Source organism: Mesorhizobium sp. HAY1-8B (genome assembly GCF_056868045.1).
Genome location: NZ_CP200321.1, coordinates 3,563,666 through 3,579,376, shown reverse-complemented (window position 1 = coordinate 3,579,376; position 15,711 = coordinate 3,563,666). Strand labels below are relative to the sequence as shown.

The following is a 15,711-nucleotide window of genomic DNA, read 5'->3' as shown; positions in this document are numbered from 1 at the left end:
TCTCTTCATGGGCAGCCCATGCAACCGACACTCGATTGCGACCCGATCGCCATGTCGGCCGTTTCGCCGAGGCCTAGGCCTTGCGCTCCCAGCGGCGGTCTGATGTCTGCTGCCAGTAGGTCACGGCGTGGCCCGCGTCCTTCATCGTTTTCCAATGCACGCGGGCCGCCTCGACCTGGGCGGCGTCATGGCCGTCGAACAGGAACACGGCGCGCTCGTAACCGGCAAGATCGGGCGGTGCCGCGCCGTCGACCAGGAACCTTATCTTGGCTTCGTTGGGATTGCCGTCGCCGGTGGTCAACAGGACAGGCTGTTCCCCGGGATAAGCCTCGCGATCGGTCGCGTGGGCCAGGAACGAATCATCGCGGAAGGTCCACAGATGCTGGTCGAGCGCGTCGCGCCGTTCCTCGGTGCCGGTCTGCACCACGGCGCGCCAACCCCGATCGACGCTGCGCTCGAGCAGGCCCGGCAGCGCATCCTCGAGCGTCGATTCGGTCAGATGGTAGAACAGCACGTCGGCCATGGATCGAGGTCAGCTTTCGTAATGATCGCGCACCAGCCGGTCGAGCAGCCGCACGCCGAAGCCTGAACCCCATGACTGGTTGATCTCGCTCGACGGCGAGCCCATGGCCGTGCCGGCAATGTCGAGATGCGCCCAGGGCGTATCCTTGACGAAGCGCTGCAGGAACTGCGCGGCGATGATGGCGCCGCCATAGCGGCCGCCGATGTTCTTCATGTCGGCGTTCTTGGAATCAATCAGCTTGTCGTACTCGGCACCGAGCGGCATGCGCCACAGCCGCTCCTGAGTCGCCTGCCCCGCCCCCGTCAGCCTCTCCGCCAATTCGTCATTGTTGGAAAACAGGCCGGCATAGTGCAGGCCGAGCGCGACCATGATGGCGCCGGTCAGCGTCGCCAGATTGACCATGAATTTCGGCTCAAAGCGGTCGTTGCAGTACCACAGCGCGTCGGCCAGCACGAGACGCCCCTCGGCGTCGGTATTGAGCACCTCGATGGTCTGGCCCGACATGGAGGTGACAATGTCGCCGGGACGCTGGGCATGGCCGTCGACGGCGTTCTCGACAAGACCAATGATGCCGACGACATTGGCTTTCGCCTTGCGTGCGGCCAGGGCGTGCATGAGTCCGGTTACCGCGGCAGCGCCACCCATATCGCCCTTCATGTCCTCCATGCCAGACGCCGGCTTCATCGAATTGCCACCGGTGTCGAAGGTGACGCCCTTGCCGACGAAGGCGACCGGGCTGTCCTTGGGCTTGCCGCCATTCCACTGCATGATCGCCATGCGCGCGCCGCGTGGCGAGCCTTGCGCAACGCCGAGCAGCGAGCCCATGCCGAGTTTCTTCATCTCCTTCTCGGTCAGGATCTCGACCTTGACGCCAAGCGCCTCGAGGTCCTTGGCCCGGGCAGCGAACTCGACCGGTCCCAGAATATTTGCCGGTTCGTTGACAAGGTCGCGCGCCAGAAGCACGCCGTCGACCACCGCCTCGGCATCCGCGAAGGCCTTCCTGGCGCCTGCCGGGTCGGCGGTATGGATGGTTATCTTGACCGACTTCTTCGGATCGGCCTTCACGTCATCCTTGTCCTTCCTGGTCTTGTACTTGTCGAAGGAATAGCCGCGCAGGAGGATACCAGCCGCAAGATTGGCGGCGTCCTTGCCATCAGGCGAGGCGCCGGCAAGGTCGAGCACGACGGCAACGTCGGTTGCCTTGCGCAACGAGGCTGCGATGGTGCCGCCGAGTTTCAGCCAGGCATATTCGTCGAGCCCCGACGCCTTGCCGGCGCCGATCGCGACCAGCCTGTCGAGCGACGTTGCCTGCGGCGCCAGAACCTCGACGACGCCGGCAAACTTGCCCGTGAACTCGGCCACCGGGAAGGCCCGCTCCAGCGTCTTGCCAGGATCGTACGCCGAGGCGGCGTCGCTCAGGTTGCCATCATCCGCCGACAGCACGAAAACCGTGCCCTTCCTGTTCGCCGCCGCCTGAGGCGCGGCAAATTTTGCAAAGGCGATCGACGGTCTCGGGTTCATCATGTCCTGCTTTCGGGGATTGCGCGATGGTGCGCGAAGCGGTTTGAAGCGATCCGCGACATTTGGTCGTTTTCCGGTATTTGGCAAGACTTTGCCAAAATGGCTACCCATATGACACACGGAATCGATGGCGATTCGTCGCGGCACGGCCCCGCTTCATGCCGCAACATGTTGTTAACCATCGATGTTCGCCCTTTCTTATCCATTCCCTCCGACACTCCGGTCCACTGCGGCACGCGACATGGGACGGGAACCGGATCGCCTGCCTGATCGAGCCCATCGGAGCCAGTTGTGCGGTCGTCGCCGGACAGCTACCCTGAGTGTGGTGGCATGATGCCGTTCGAGAAAATCGAGTAAAGCCTTCATGAAGGTCGTTGAACGCTACATCATGCGCCGCGCTTTCGTGGTCTTCCTGGCAGCGCTGGTCTGGACGCTGGCCATCGTGTGGACCACGCAGGTGCTGGCCAAGATCGACCTCGTCACCGACAGCGGCCAGTCGTCGCTGACCTTCTTCGAGGTCGCCGCCCTCATCCTTCCCTCGATCATACCGATCGTCGTGCCTTTCGCGCTGGTGGTAGCGGTTGCCCAGACACTCAGTGTCATGAATTCGGATTCCGAACTCGCTGTCATCAACGCGGCAGGCGCCTCGCGCTGGACGATCGTGCGGCCAATCATGCTTCTCGCCCTTGCGGCCAGCGTTTTTTCCTTTGCCGTCGACAATGGCATCGACCCCTATGCGAGGCAGAAGAACCGCGCCCTGGTGGCGCAGTCGCGCGCCGACCTGTTGTCGCTGATCATCCAGGAAGGCACCTTCCGCAAGATCGAGGACGGCCTGTTCCTGCAGATTGGCGAGCGGCTTCCAGACAATCGGCTGGGCGGCATCTTCGTCGCCGATTCGCGCGAGGAAGGCGTCAATCTCGTCTATTATGCCAAGACGGGCAGCATCGTCGAACGCGGCGGCGAAAAGGTGCTGATGATGAATGACGGCGTCATCCACCGCAAAACGCTGACCGGCGACCTCAGCGTCATCCGGTTCACCTCCTATGCCTTCGACATGTCGGCCTTCATGGCGGCGGCCTCCGAGGTGACGCTGCTGCCTAAGGACCAGACAACCCAGTACCTGCTCAATCCAAGCCCCAACGACAAGAATTTCCAGCAAAGACCGCAGGAATACAGGGCCGAGATCGACCAGCGATTTTCGGAATGGACCTATTCCATGGTGTTCGCGCTTATCGCACTCGCGGTCGCTGGCGACGCGCGCTCGCATCGTGAGGCGCGCGTCAATCCCTTGATCACGGCGATCACCATATCCCTGTTCGTGCGCTGGCTGGGTTTCTTTGCCGCCAGCAAGGCGGATGAGATTCCGCAATACGCCTATATGGTCTATGGCGTGCCCATCGTGGCTTCCGCCGTTGCCATCTGGTTCATCGTGTCGAACCGCACCATGGAACTGCCGGTTGCCTGGGCGGACTGGATGACGAACCTGGCCGGCCGCTTCGGTGACGGCTGGAACGCCCTCAAGCTGCGTTGGTCACGGCGCGGCACTTCAGGTCAGGGGATCGGCTGATGGGCTGGACACTGGGCCGTTATTTCTTCTTCCGTTACGTGACGATCACGATCTGGTTCTTCCTGGGCCTTCTGGCGCTGGTGTTCCTGATCGATTTTACCGAACTTTCCGGTCGCACCACCGGCCTGCCCGGCTTCACCTATGGAACGGCCGTTGCCATTTCGGGCCTTCGCATGCCGATGATCATGCTGCAGACGGTGCCGTTTGTCGGCCTGTTCTCGGCGATGGCAACGCTGGTGTCGCTCAACCGCCGCTACGAGCTGGTCATCGCGCGCTCCGCCGGCGTTTCCGCCTGGCAATTCCTTTTGCCATGCTGCATCGGAGCATTGCTGTTCGGCTTCGTGTCGGTCGGGCTCATCAATCCGCTCGCCGCGCACGCCTTCTCCTTGTCCGAGCAGATCGAGACCCAGTTGCGCTCCGGCAAATCGAACACGGTTTCGGCCGATGCCGCCCCCTGGATTCGTCAGAAAACCGGCTCTGGCGACACCATAATCGGCGCACGGGCCATCCTCAACCAGGGCCTGGAGATGGCCGACGCCGTCTTTTTCGTCCTCGACCAGCAAGGCAATATCGTCGAGCGCAAGGATGCCGCGCGCGCTTACCTGCGGGACGGTTATTGGGAATTGCAGGACGTGAAGACCTTCAAGAACGGCACCATCCAGCCCGCCGCAAGCGATCGTGTGCCGACCAATCTGAAGCCGGAATTCGTGCAGGAGCGGCTGGCGCGCCCGGAGACCATTCCATTCTACGACCTGCCCGGAAAAATCGAGGTTGCCCGTTCCTTCGGCCTCAAGGCAAATGCCTTTGCCATGCAGTTTGATTCGCTGGTGGCGTTGCCGTTCCTCCTCGTCGCCATGACGCTGATTGCGGCAACAGTTTCAATGCGATTTGCGAGGATGGGACAATCAGCAACGATGATTCTGGGTGGCGTCGTTGCCGGGTTTCTGCTTTATGTCGTTTCGGTGCTGGTGAAGGCATTCGGCGTGGCGGGGTTCGTGCCGACTGCCATAGCCGCCTGGGTGCCAGTTGTGGTAGCTATGTTCTTCGGGGTGACTTTCCTGCTATACAAGGAAGACGGCTAGTGAGGGAGGCGTTTTTGCCCAGCAACAGGCAGGCCAGTTTGGCGCGCCTCTATGCGGCGAGCGCCTTGGCGTGCCTGCTTGCCTGCGGCGTTCCATTGCCTGCGTTCGCGCAGGAAGTCGGTGATGTGGCGACCAAGGTTCCGTCCGGCTCGCAAATGCTGCTGGCCGCCGATACGCTCGAGTACAACAACGACAACCAGACCGTGACCGCTGTCGGCGGGGTCCAGATCGACTATGGCGGCAACCGCCTCGTCGCCCAGAAGGTCGTATACAACCGCAACACCAAGCGGATGGTTGCCAGCGGCAATGTCGAAATCGTCAACAGCGACGGCACCAAGATCAATTCGCAGCATATCGATATCACCGACGATTTCGCCGACGGCTTCGTCAACGCGCTTCGCGTTGAAACCGTCGACAAGGCCTATTTCGCCGCCGAAAGCGCCGAGCGCATGGGCGGCGTGCTGACCACCTTCCACAATGGTGTCTACACCGCCTGCGAGCCATGCGAGGACAAGCCCGACAAGGCGCCTACCTGGCGCGTGAAGGCCAGGAAGATCATCTGGAACGGCGAGAAGAAGACGGTTCGCTTCGAGAATGCGAATTTCGAGTTCTTCGGCTTTCCGCTCGCCTACCTGCCGGCTTTCGAGATCGCCGACCCGACGGTGAAGCGCAAGAGCGGTTTCCTGATCCCCAGCATCAGCTACAACAGCCATCTGGGATACAGCGTCAAGGTTCCCTACTATTTCGCACTTTCGCCGACCTATGACCTGACGGTGTCGGGAAGTGGCTACACCAAGCAGGGCTTCCTCGGAGAGGCCGAGTGGCGGCAGCGCTTCGACAATGGCCAATACAGTTTGAAGATGGCCGGCATCCAGCAGCAGGATCCCGACGCCTTCATCGACAGCGCTGGCCGCAACGTCGACTCCGGCGCCGCGGGCGACCCGAACAAGTTCCGCGGCATGATGGGCACGCAGGGACAGTTCGCAATCAACGAGCGTTGGAATTTCGGCTGGGACGTGCTGCTGCAGACGGACAAGAACTTCTCCAACACCTACAACATCGACAAGTACAATGCCGCCGTCCACCAGTCGTCGGTCTACCTGACCGGTCTCAATGGCCGTAACTATTTCGACGTGCGCGCCATGCATTTCGAGGTCCAGGAAGATACGCTCAACAGCAATCTCGCGGCGCGAAGTGGCCAGCAGCCCTGGGTGCTGCCCTCGCTGGATTATGCATACATCCCCGATGCATCCATCGCAGGCGGTCAGTTGTCGATGAACGTCAATACGCGGGTGATCCGCCGCGATGATCTCGATGAGGCTTTCGAGAAGCCATACAATGCCGGCACGCCGGTGCAGCGCGTGCGCGGCATCGCAGGTGAGTCCAGCCGTCTCACGGCCGAAGCGGAATGGAAGCGGTCCTTCGTCACCGACGACGGACTGGTGCTGACTCCGTTGCTGGCGCTGCAGGGCGATGTCGACTACCTCAACGCGTCGTCGGGGTCGCTCGCAGCCGTCAACCAGATGGCGACGAATTTGGGCGAGCAGGACAACATGCGTTCGTCGTTTGCCCGTTACATGGCAACAGCGGGCCTCGAAATGCGTTGGCCGATGCTGTTTTCGATGGCCAGCGGGTCGAGCCATGTCATCGAGCCGATGGCGCAGGTATTCCTGCGTCCGAGCGAACAGTATGTCGGCGGCCTCGCCGTCCCCAATGAAGACGCCCAGAGCATGGTTTTCGATGCGACCACGCTCTTCGAACGCGACAAGTTCTCCGGTTACGATCGCGTGGAAGGCGGCTCGCGCGCCAATGTCGGGTTCCGCTATTCCGGCTCCTATATCAACGGCTGGGGTACCAATGCGATTTTCGGCCAGTCCTACCAGATTGGCGGTGACAACTCCTTCGCCGCGCCGGATCTGGTCAATGTCGGCGCCTATTCGGGCCTTCAGAACACCAAGTCCGACTATGTCGGTCTGTTTGGCATCAACAGCCCGAATGGATTCGCGGCTTCCATCAGCGGTCGCTTCGACGAACAGACCTTCGATATCCGCCGCGCCGAGGTGAAGGCCGCTTATTCGGGCCTGCCGGTGTCGTTGAGTGCCAAGTACGCCTTTATTCAGGCCCAGCCGCTCTATGGCTTCACGACCGACCGTCATGAGGTCACGCTGGGTGCATCCACGCACCTTGCCGAGAACTGGCGCGTGTTCGGGACAGGAACCTACGACCTGCAGGAAAGCCTGTTGGTCAAGGATGGAGTCGGCTTCGCCTACAACGATTCCTGCTTCACCTATCTGATGACGTACTCGCAGTCGCGTGACCTGAACACCAGGGAAGTGACACAGAGCATCGGCTTCAATCTGTCGTTCCGCACCCTCGGCGACTTCGGCTCGTCGACCAGCGCGATCGACACCATCCAGTAGCCGGCGACATCGTTTCGCCGCATAGGGCTGGCACGGATTCGCGCACCCGGAAGAGGACGAAATTGGGCGGAACCGGGATAGAATTGGGATGCTAATGATGAGGAAATACCTCTTTTCAGCAGGGTTCGCGCTGCTTGTGGCGGCGACATCCGTGTCGATGACCGTCATGACGCCGCCGGCCTTCGCCAGCGAGATCAAATACGTCGTCAACGACATACCAATCACGTCAGGCGATATCGCGCATCGTGCCGCCTTCCTGAAACTGCAGCACAAGAAGGGGGGCGACGCCGCCCAGGAAATGATCGATCAGACGCTACGCCTTGCCGAAGCCAGGCGGCTTGGCATCCGCATCAGCGACGCGCAGGTCGAGGCTGCCTATCAGCGCTTTGCTTCCAGCAACAAGATGCAACTCAGCCAACTCGACGGCGTCATGGAAAAATCCGGAGTCGGCAAGGACCACTTCAAGGAGTTCATCCGCGCCCAGATGGCCTGGAACCAGGCCTTGAGCGCGCGTTACCGTTCCGGAGAAGGCGGCAGCGTGACCGAGCAGGACGCGGTCAGGCGCATGCTCGACAAGGGCGGGGCCAAGCCAAGCGCCACCGAGTACATGCTGCAGCAGGTCATCTTCGTCGTGCCGGCCGCCGAACGCAGCGCGACGCTGGCCAAGCGCAAGCGCGAGGCTGACGCCATGCGCGCCCGCTTCAACGGTTGCAATACGACGCGCGAGTTCGCCAAGGGCCTGATCGACGTCACCGTTCGCGATCTGGGCCGGGTTCTGGCGCCGCAACTGCCGCCGGACTGGGCCGAGCAGATCAAGGCCACCAAGGTTGGCGGCGCCACTGTCACGCGCGAAACCGAGCGCGGCGTCGAGTTCATCGGCATCTGCTCGTCGCGCGAAGTGTCCGACGACAAGACCGCCCAGATGGTGTTCCAGAGCGAAGGCTCCAACGACAAGGCGGCCGACGATCTCAGCAAGAAATATGTCGACGAGCTGAAGGCGAAAGCCCGCATCGTCAAGCGCTGACGTGAGCAGCGCGATGAAGGCGCTGGCGCTGAGCGTTGGCGATCCGTCCGGCATCGGCCCCGAAATCGCTATCGCCGCCTTCCTGGCGCGCGAGGCAACCGGCTTGCCCGCATTCTATCTTTTGGCTGATCCGGCGCTGATCGCATCGCGGGCAAACCACCTCGGCGTGTCGGTGCCGATCGTCGAGACAACACCGGCGCAAACGGCGCAAATTTTCGTCGATAGCCTGCCGGTCGTTCCACTGGCCGCCCGGTTCATCGACAGCCCCGGCAGGCCGGATCCGGCCAATGCGGCGGGCACGATCGAGGCGATCGACCGCGCTGTCGCCGCTTGCCTCGCCGGCGACGCCGCTGCCGTGGTCACCTGCCCTATCGCCAAGAAGCCGCTCTACGATGCCGGGTTCCGCTTTCCCGGCCATACCGAGTATCTGGCGCATCTGGCGGCCCGGCACAGTGGTATCGAGGTGACGCCGGTCATGATGCTGGCAGGCCCTGATCTGCGCACCGTTCCCGTTACCATCCACATCGCGCTGGCCGAGGTGCCGAAGTCCCTGACCACCGAATTGATCGTGGCGACCGCGCGCATCACCGCCACCGACCTCGCCAGTCGCTTCGGCATAGCCAGGCCGAGGCTTGCCATTGCCGGCCTCAATCCGCATGCCGGCGAAGGCGGCTCCATGGGCCAGGAAGATGGACGTGTGGTGCGCCCGGCGGTCGACATCCTGCGCGCCGAGGGCATCGATGCTTTCGGACCTCTGCCGGCCGACACGCTGTTCCATGCCCGGGCGCGGGCGGGCTATGATGTAGCGCTGTGCATGTATCACGACCAGGCCTTGATCCCGGCCAAGGCACTGGCCTTCGACGAAGCGGTCAACGTCACGCTCGGCCTGCCCTTCATCCGCACGTCGCCCGATCATGGCACCGCCTTCGACATCGCCGGCAAGGGCATTGCGCGGCCCGATAGCCTGATCGCCGCATTGAAGCTCGCCAGACGGCTCGCCGACATCGACAACATGGCCGCGGCCGCATGAGCGCTCCCGTTTCGGATCCGAACGCATGAGCATCGACGGGCTGCCGCCGCTGCGCGATGTCATCGAGCGCCATGGGCTGCAGGCAAAAAAAGCGCTCGGCCAGAATTTCCTGCTCGATCTCAATTTGACGGGCAAGATCGCACGCAGCGCCGGCGACCTGACAAACGCAGCGGTGATCGAGGTTGGTCCGGGGCCTGGCGGCCTGACAAGAGCGCTGCTTGCCAACGGCGCCCGCCGGGTTGTCGCCATCGAGCGCGACGAGCGCTGCCTGGCGGCACTGGCCGAAGTCTCCGCTCACTATCCCGGCCGGCTGGAGGTGATTTCCGGCGACGCGCTGAAGACCGACTTCGCCGCCCTCGCCGCGGCAGCGGCCGGAGATGGTGGCATGGTGAGGATTGTGGCCAACCTGCCCTACAATATCGGCACGGAATTGCTCGTCCGCTGGCTGACTGTGATGGACTGGCCGCCCTTCTACGCCTCGATGACGCTGATGTTCCAACGTGAGGTGGCCCAGCGCATCGTCGCCGCGCCTGGCAGCGATGCCTATGGCAGGCTTGGCGTGCTGGCCGGCTGGCGCACGCAAGCCAGGATTGCCTTCGACGTGCCGCCCCAGGCATTCACGCCGCCGCCCAAGGTCACCTCTTCGGTGGTGCATCTGGAGCCGCGCACGACACCCTTGCCCACTGACGTGAAGAAACTCGGGCGCGTCACCGAAGCCGCCTTCGGCCAACGCCGGAAGATGTTGCGACAGAGCGTGAAAAGCCTGGGCGGCGAGGCCTTGCTCGAGCGTGCGGGCATCGACCCGACAAGACGCGCCGAAACGCTTAGCGTCGAGGAATTTGTGCGGCTGACGAACGCAGTGTAGCTCTTTTCTCACCGTCTACGGGGAGAGAAGCAGAGAGGCCTCACTCCGTCTTCTCGTCCAGCAAGCCGGAGACGAAATCGAACAGACCGGGCCGGCGGTCCCGCCGCAATCGTTCGGCGACGACGATGCCGCGCACCTCGGCGAAGGCGCGGTCGAGATCGTCATTGACGATGACGAAATCATATTCCTTCCAGTGCTCGATCTCATTGCGGGCGTTCTTCAGCCGCGTCTCGATCACCGCTTCCTGGTCCTCGGCGCGGCGTTTCAACCGCGCCTTCAATTCCTTCATCGAGGGCGGCAGGATGAAGATCGAGACGATATCGGCACGCATCTTCTCCTTGAGCTGCTGGGCGCCTTGCCAGTCGATGTCGAACAGCATGTCGCGGCCCTGCGCCAGCGCCAGTTCCGCGGGTTCGCGCGGTGTCGCATAGCAATTGCCGTGCACTTCCGCCCACTCCAGCAGTGCATCGGAATCACGCAGCCGCTCGAACTCGCGCATGGTGCGGAAATGGTAGTGAACACCCTCGATTTCAGAGCCGCGGCGCGGCCTGGTGGTGACCGAGACCGACAATTCGAGGCTGGAATCGCTTTCCAGAAGGTTGCGCGCGATCGTGGACTTGCCGGCACCGGATGGCGACGACAAGACGAGCATCAGCCCCCGGCGGCGAATGCGGCCTCCCAAATCCCTGGGAACCATCGGTTCCTTGGCAACCATCGGCTACTCCAGATTCTGGACCTGTTCACGAAACTGGTCGACCACGGCCTTCAGCTCCAGCCCGATCGCGGTGACGGCTGCGGCGTTCGACTTCGAGCACAGCGTATTCGATTCGCGGTTAAATTCCTGTGCCAGAAAATCGAGCTTGCGGCCGACGGCGCCGCCACCCCCAAGCAGGGCCCGGCCAGATGCGACATGCGTCTTCAGCCGGTCGATCTCTTCGCGAATATCAGCCTTGGTCGCAAGGAATGCCGCCTCCATGTGCAGCCGGCTGGCGTCCAGATTGGCGGAGGCGTCCATCAGCAGCCTGACCTGCTCGGCGATGCGTTCACGGATCGCCGCGGTGTCGCGTGAGGGATCCGCCTCCGCGCGCAACGTCAGTGCCTCGATGGCATCGATGTGACCGGACAGCAGCAAAGCCAGTGCCGCACCCTCGCCCTGCCGTGCCTGTTCCAGCCCTTTCAGCGCGACGTCGAGCGCCACGGTGATGGCGGCGTCGAGCGCGGCGCGCGCCTCCTCGGTTTCGACGGTTTCAGGAATGTCGAGCACGCCTCGCAGCGACAGCAATCCGTCGGCTGTCGCCGGGGCAACACCGAATTGTTCCTGCAGACGCTTGGCGAGACCCGCAAGGTCTTTCAAAAACGCCTCATTGACGACGGGTTGCGCCTGCGCGCCACCGGCGCGGCCGATCGTGAGCGTCGCCTGGAAATTGCCACGGGCGAAACGCTTCTGCAGCGTCTGTCGGACCGCCGGCTCCAGCCGCTCGAAACCTTGCGGCAACCGCAGCCGTACCTCGACGCTCTTGCCGTTGACGGACTTGACCTCCCAGGCGATCGAGGTGCCGTCATGCTCGGCGACGGCACGTGCGAATCCTGTCATGCTCTGCAAATTCATGTCGCCTGCACATCCCTGGCGCATCACCCCGAAACCGGTTTTCCGGACAGGGTAAGTGCTGCTTGAAAACAACCACGCCGCGGGCGCGTCGAAATCGGACGCGTGGCGTTCTTTCAAATGTCAGGCTGTCGCCTTCCGGGCAACGCCTTTCTTCGTCCTACTGGACATCACCCGCATCGCCGCCGGCATCGCCATTGTCGCCACCGGTGCTATCGCCGCCGTCGGCGGGCTTGTCGGCAGCAGGCTTGTCGGCAGCAGGCTTGTCCGCATTGCCATTGGCACCAGCGGCAGCGGCCTTGGCCGCGTCATCGGCCTGCTTTTTCTGCAGCGCACGATAACGAGCGACGTTCTCATTGTGCTCGTCCAGCGTCGCGGCAAAGACGTGACCGCCCGTGCCGTCGGCGACGAAATAGAGATCGTCGGTCTTCGATGGATTGGCCACGGCCTCAAGTGCCGCACGGCCCGGATTGGCGATCGGCGTCGGCGGCAGGCCGTTGATCGCATAGGTGTTGTAAGGCGTCTGCTTTTGGATGTCGGACTGGTAGATCGGGCGGTCGGCGGGCTTTCCCTTGCCACCGAACAGACCATAGATGATGGTCGGATCGGATTGCAGGCGCATGCCCTTTGCCAACCGGTTCAGGAAGACGGCGGCGACGCGCGAACGCTCGTCACCCCTGCCAGTTTCCTTCTCGACGATCGACGCCAGGGTGACAAAGTCCTCGATACTGGCGAGCGGCAGGTCCGGCGCGCGCCGCTGCCATACTTCGTCAACCAGCTTCTTCTGATCGGCCAGCAGCTTGTCGATCATCTGCTGGCGCGTCGCGCCACGCGTGAAGCGCAGCGTGTCTGTGGCAAGGCTGCCCTCGGGAGGCGTTGTCGAAGGCATGTCGCCACTCAGGGCGGGTTCGTCGGCGATACGCTGCAGGGCCTGCTCAACTGTCAGCCCTTCCGGGATGGTCAGCGAGTACATCACCGACTTGCCGCTCTTCAGGAGTTCCATGATGTCGCGCATGGATGCCCTGGGCTTGATTTCGTATTCGCCGGCCTTGAGCGCGGAATCATTGCCGAAGGCTCGCACGCCAAGGCGGAAGACACGGGCGTCGCTGATCAGTCCGCGGCGCTCAAGCTGGTCGGCGATGTCCTGGACGCCGGTGTTCGCCTTGACCAGGAAGGTGTCGCCATTGGCCGAAGGACCGGGTTCGGTGAATTCCTGCTTGCCGAAATAGAGCGCCACGCCCGCCGCCAGAACCAGCAGCATCACCGAGGAGATGACGAAGTTCATGAACACCACGACCTGGCTGCGCGAAGCGCGCGAGCGTTTCGGCGGCGGTGTTCCGGCTTCCGGCCGCAAGGCCTCGCTGGCTGTCTTCGGCACGATCGGCCCGGTGTTCGCCGGCCGTTGCCCGAATTCTCCGTTGCCCACCGGATTTGTGTTCATTTTGCCCTACCGTTTGATCGCCCAGCGAATCCCCTGCGGCAGAGTAGGGGCGAATATGGCAAAATTGACGGCACGCCGAAGCATCGTCCGGCGGCCGGACGATCAGCCATTGTAGCGCTGGAACACAAGCGAAGCGTTTGTGCCGCCGAAGCCGAAGGAATTGGACAGCGCCACGTCGATCTGGCGGGAGCGAGGCTTGTTCGGCACCAGGTCGATCGCGGTTTCACGCTCCGGGTTGTCGAGGTTGATGGTCGCCGGTGCGATATTGTCTCTGATCGCGAGAATCGAAAAGATCGCCTCGGCGGCACCCGCCGCCCCCAGCAGATGGCCGATCGACGACTTGGTCGACGACATCGAAATCTTCGACGCGGCATTGCCAACAAGCCGCTCGACGGCGCCGAGTTCGATCGTGTCGGCCATGGTCGAGGTGCCATGCGCGTTGATGTAGTCGACATCGGAAGGCGTAAGCTTGGCCCGGTTCAACGCCGCCGTCATGCAACGGAAAGCGCCGTCGCCGTCTTCAGCCGGCGCGGTGATATGATAGGCATCGCCCGTGAGACCGTAGCCGGTCACCTCAGCGTAGATTTTCGCCCCGCGTGCCTTGGCATGCTCGAGTTCTTCCAGCACCACGACACCGGCGCCCTCGCCCATGACGAAGCCGTCTCGGTCACGGTCATAGGGACGCGAGGCCGTCTGCGGCGTGTCATTGCGCTCGGTCGACAGCGCCCGACAGGCGGCGAAGCCTGCGATTGACAGCCGCGTCACCGGCGCTTCGGCGCCACCGGCGACCATCACGTCGGCATCACCCCACATGATCAGCCGGGCAGCATCGCCAATGGCGTGCGCGCCGGTCGAACAGGCAGTGACGACGGCATGGTTCGGGCCTTTCAGCCCGTGCCGGATTGAAACCTGGCCAGAGACAAGATTGATGATCTGGCCAGGGATGAAGAAGGGGCTGATGCGGCGCGGCCCACGCTCCTTGAGGATGATCGCGTTCTCGGCGATGCCCTCGATGCCCCCAATGCCGGACCCGATGAGCACGCCGGTGGCGCACTGCTCCTCATGCGTCTTGGGCTCCCAGCCGGAATCCTTCAGCGCCTCGTCGGCGGCGGCAATCCCGTACAGGATGAAGTCGCCGATCTTGCGCAATTCCTTAGGCTCGAGCACGGCCTCTGGATTGAAGGTAGCATTGCTGCCGTCACCACGCGGAATGACGTGGGCGACCTTGCAGGCAAGATCCTCCACCTCGAACTCGGTGATGCGCTTGGCGGCGCTGCGGCCGGTCAGAAGTTCCTTCCAGCTGTGCTCAAAGCCCATGCCGAACGGCGACAACAACCCAAGGCCCGTGACGACGACACGCCTCATCGCAGGTCCTCCCCGGTGATGACTGCGGAAAGCGTCAGGCCGAAGCCTTGTCGATGTACTTCACCGCATCGCCGACGGTCAGGATGGTCTCGGCCGCGTCGTCGGGAATCTCGACGCCAAACTCTTCTTCGAACGCCATGACGAGTTCGACCGTATCGAGGCTGTCAGCGCCCAGATCATCGATGAAGCTCGCCTGCTCCGTCACTTTGTCGGCATCGACGCCAAGGTGCTCGATGACGATCTTCTTGACGCGCTCTGCGGTGTCACTCATTTGGGCATCCTCGTCTTTTGTTTGTCTGTCTTCGTTAGCGGGCAGAATGCCGCTAATCAAGCTGAAAGATGGTCCTGCCGGAAACGCAACGGCTACGGACCGGTTTTTGCCCGAACCGCCGGGTTGCGGGCCGCATTACACGAAAAATGGCCGAGGTCCAAGGTGAAATGGTGTCTTTTCACAACCCCGCCATGTCTGGTCAAATCATGGCCATGCCGCCGTTGACATGGATGGTCTGCCCGGTGACGTAGGCGGCTTCGTTGGAGGCGAGGTAGGCGACGGCGGACGCCACTTCAACACTCGATCCCATGCGGCGCGTCGGGATCGCCGCCATGATCGCCTCTTTCTGCTTGTCGTTGAGCTTGTCGGTCATCGCCGATTCGATGAAGCCCGGGGCAACGCAGTTGACTGTGATGTTGCGGGTGGCGATCTCCTGCGCCAGCGACTTGGAGAAGCCGATCATCCCGGCCTTGGAGGCGCAGTAGTTGGTTTGGCCGGGATTGCCGGTGACACCAACCACCGAGGTGATGTTGATGATGCGGCCATGGCGGCGGCGCATCATCGGATGGGTGAGTTCGCGCGTCAGCCGGAAAACGGCGGTCAGATTGACTTCGATCACGCTGTCCCAGTCGGCGTCCGACATGCGCACGAACAGCCCGTCCTTGGTAATGCCGGCATTGTTGACGAGGATGTCGACGCCTTCGAGATCGGCCTCCGCCTTCTGGCCAAGCGCCTTGACCTCGTCGCGATTCGCCAGATTGGCCGGAAACAGCTTTACCCGGTCGCCGAGTTCGGCGGCCAGTGTCTCAAGTTTCTCGATGCGGGTGCCGTGCAGGCCGACAATGGCGCCTTGCGCATGCAGCACGCGGGCGATCGCCTCGCCGATGCCTCCCGATGCGCCGGTGACGAGCGCCTTGCGGCCGGTCAGTTCGAACATTTTTGTCTCCTGATCTGAGAAAACACCCTTCACACGGAAGGGGTCAAATCGCCAGTGTA

General features: G+C 62.7%; 15 protein-coding genes. 7 read left to right on the top strand and 8 right to left on the bottom strand.

The genetic code is table 11. The annotated features are described in order from the left end of the window. Window positions 1-73: 73 nt before the first annotated feature. Window positions 74-523, bottom strand: a complete 450-nt coding sequence (locus tag AC1VON_RS16730; RefSeq protein WP_172351149.1) for a DNA polymerase III subunit chi — start codon at window positions 521-523, stop codon at window positions 74-76. Window positions 524-532: 9 nt separating this feature from the next. After that, complete coding sequence (locus tag AC1VON_RS16725) at window positions 533-2,044, bottom strand: leucyl aminopeptidase (protein ID WP_172351150.1); 1,512 nt, start codon at window positions 2,042-2,044, stop codon at window positions 533-535. Between the two features lie 364 nt (window positions 2,045-2,408). Between AC1VON_RS16725 and lptF the strand changes: the two genes are divergently transcribed. The 6 genes from lptF to rsmA all read left to right on the top strand — a co-directional run bounded on the left by lptF (window position 2,409) and on the right by rsmA (window position 10,032). Beyond that, entirely contained in the window at window positions 2,409-3,611 is a 1,203-nt protein-coding gene (lptF, locus tag AC1VON_RS16720; protein ID WP_483124244.1) for an LPS export ABC transporter permease LptF, read from the top strand. Then, a complete protein-coding gene (gene lptG / locus AC1VON_RS16715) occupies window positions 3,608-4,693 on the top strand; it encodes an LPS export ABC transporter permease LptG (RefSeq protein ID WP_483126340.1) in 1,086 nt (361 codons plus the stop codon). The genes lptF and lptG overlap by 4 nt, the downstream gene beginning before the upstream one ends. After that, on the top strand, window positions 4,693-7,113 hold the full coding sequence (locus AC1VON_RS16710) for an LPS-assembly protein LptD (RefSeq protein ID WP_483124243.1): 2,421 nt from the start codon (window positions 4,693-4,695) through the stop codon (window positions 7,111-7,113). Before lptG ends, AC1VON_RS16710 begins: the two co-directional genes overlap by 1 nt. A gap of 88 nt (window positions 7,114-7,201) precedes the next feature. Next, window positions 7,202-8,137 carry a peptidylprolyl isomerase gene (locus AC1VON_RS16705; protein ID WP_172351153.1) on the top strand — a complete coding sequence of 312 codons (936 nt, stop codon included), beginning with the start codon at window positions 7,202-7,204 and terminating at the stop codon, window positions 8,135-8,137. Between the two features lie 13 nt (window positions 8,138-8,150). After that, window positions 8,151-9,167, top strand: coding sequence for a 4-hydroxythreonine-4-phosphate dehydrogenase PdxA (gene pdxA / locus AC1VON_RS16700; protein WP_483126339.1), 1,017 nt, complete (start codon window positions 8,151-8,153; stop codon window positions 9,165-9,167). A gap of 25 nt (window positions 9,168-9,192) precedes the next feature. Then, window positions 9,193-10,032: a 16S rRNA (adenine(1518)-N(6)/adenine(1519)-N(6))-dimethyltransferase RsmA gene (gene rsmA, locus AC1VON_RS16695; RefSeq protein ID WP_172351154.1), complete on the top strand. Its 840-nt coding sequence runs from the start codon at window positions 9,193-9,195 to the stop codon at window positions 10,030-10,032. Window positions 10,033-10,072: 40 nt separating this feature from the next. Here the strand turns inward: rsmA and gmk are convergent, their stop codons facing one another. From gmk to mltG, 3 genes are all read right to left on the bottom strand, one after another. Continuing rightward, window positions 10,073-10,729, bottom strand: coding sequence for a guanylate kinase (gene gmk / locus AC1VON_RS16690; RefSeq protein ID WP_172353013.1), 657 nt, complete (start codon window positions 10,727-10,729; stop codon window positions 10,073-10,075). 21 nt (window positions 10,730-10,750) lie between these two features. Next, the gene (locus AC1VON_RS16685) at window positions 10,751-11,641 is read right to left on the bottom strand and encodes a YicC/YloC family endoribonuclease (RefSeq protein WP_483124242.1); all 891 of its coding nucleotides are present in this window, start codon (window positions 11,639-11,641) and stop codon (window positions 10,751-10,753) included. A 157-nt stretch (window positions 11,642-11,798) separates the two neighbouring features. Then, complete coding sequence (gene mltG / locus AC1VON_RS16680) at window positions 11,799-12,923, bottom strand: endolytic transglycosylase MltG (RefSeq protein WP_483124241.1); 1,125 nt, start codon at window positions 12,921-12,923, stop codon at window positions 11,799-11,801. Between mltG and AC1VON_RS16675 the strand changes: the two genes are divergently transcribed. Beyond that, complete coding sequence (locus AC1VON_RS16675; RefSeq protein WP_483124240.1) at window positions 12,922-13,194, top strand: hypothetical protein; 273 nt, start codon at window positions 12,922-12,924, stop codon at window positions 13,192-13,194. The genes mltG and AC1VON_RS16675 overlap by 2 nt on opposite strands. Here AC1VON_RS16675 and fabF read toward each other — a convergent pair. From fabF to fabG, 3 genes are all read right to left on the bottom strand, one after another. Then, window positions 13,182-14,444, bottom strand: coding sequence for a beta-ketoacyl-ACP synthase II (gene fabF, locus AC1VON_RS16670; RefSeq protein ID WP_140768412.1), 1,263 nt, complete (start codon window positions 14,442-14,444; stop codon window positions 13,182-13,184). The two genes, AC1VON_RS16675 and fabF, sit on opposite strands and share 13 nt — an antisense overlap. Window positions 14,445-14,478: 34 nt before the next feature. After that, complete coding sequence (locus tag AC1VON_RS16665) at window positions 14,479-14,715, bottom strand: acyl carrier protein (protein ID WP_006203723.1); 237 nt, start codon at window positions 14,713-14,715, stop codon at window positions 14,479-14,481. Between the two features lie 199 nt (window positions 14,716-14,914). Beyond that, window positions 14,915-15,652, bottom strand: a complete 738-nt coding sequence (fabG, locus tag AC1VON_RS16660; RefSeq protein ID WP_140768414.1) for a 3-oxoacyl-[acyl-carrier-protein] reductase — start codon at window positions 15,650-15,652, stop codon at window positions 14,915-14,917. Window positions 15,653-15,711 lie beyond the last annotated feature (59 nt).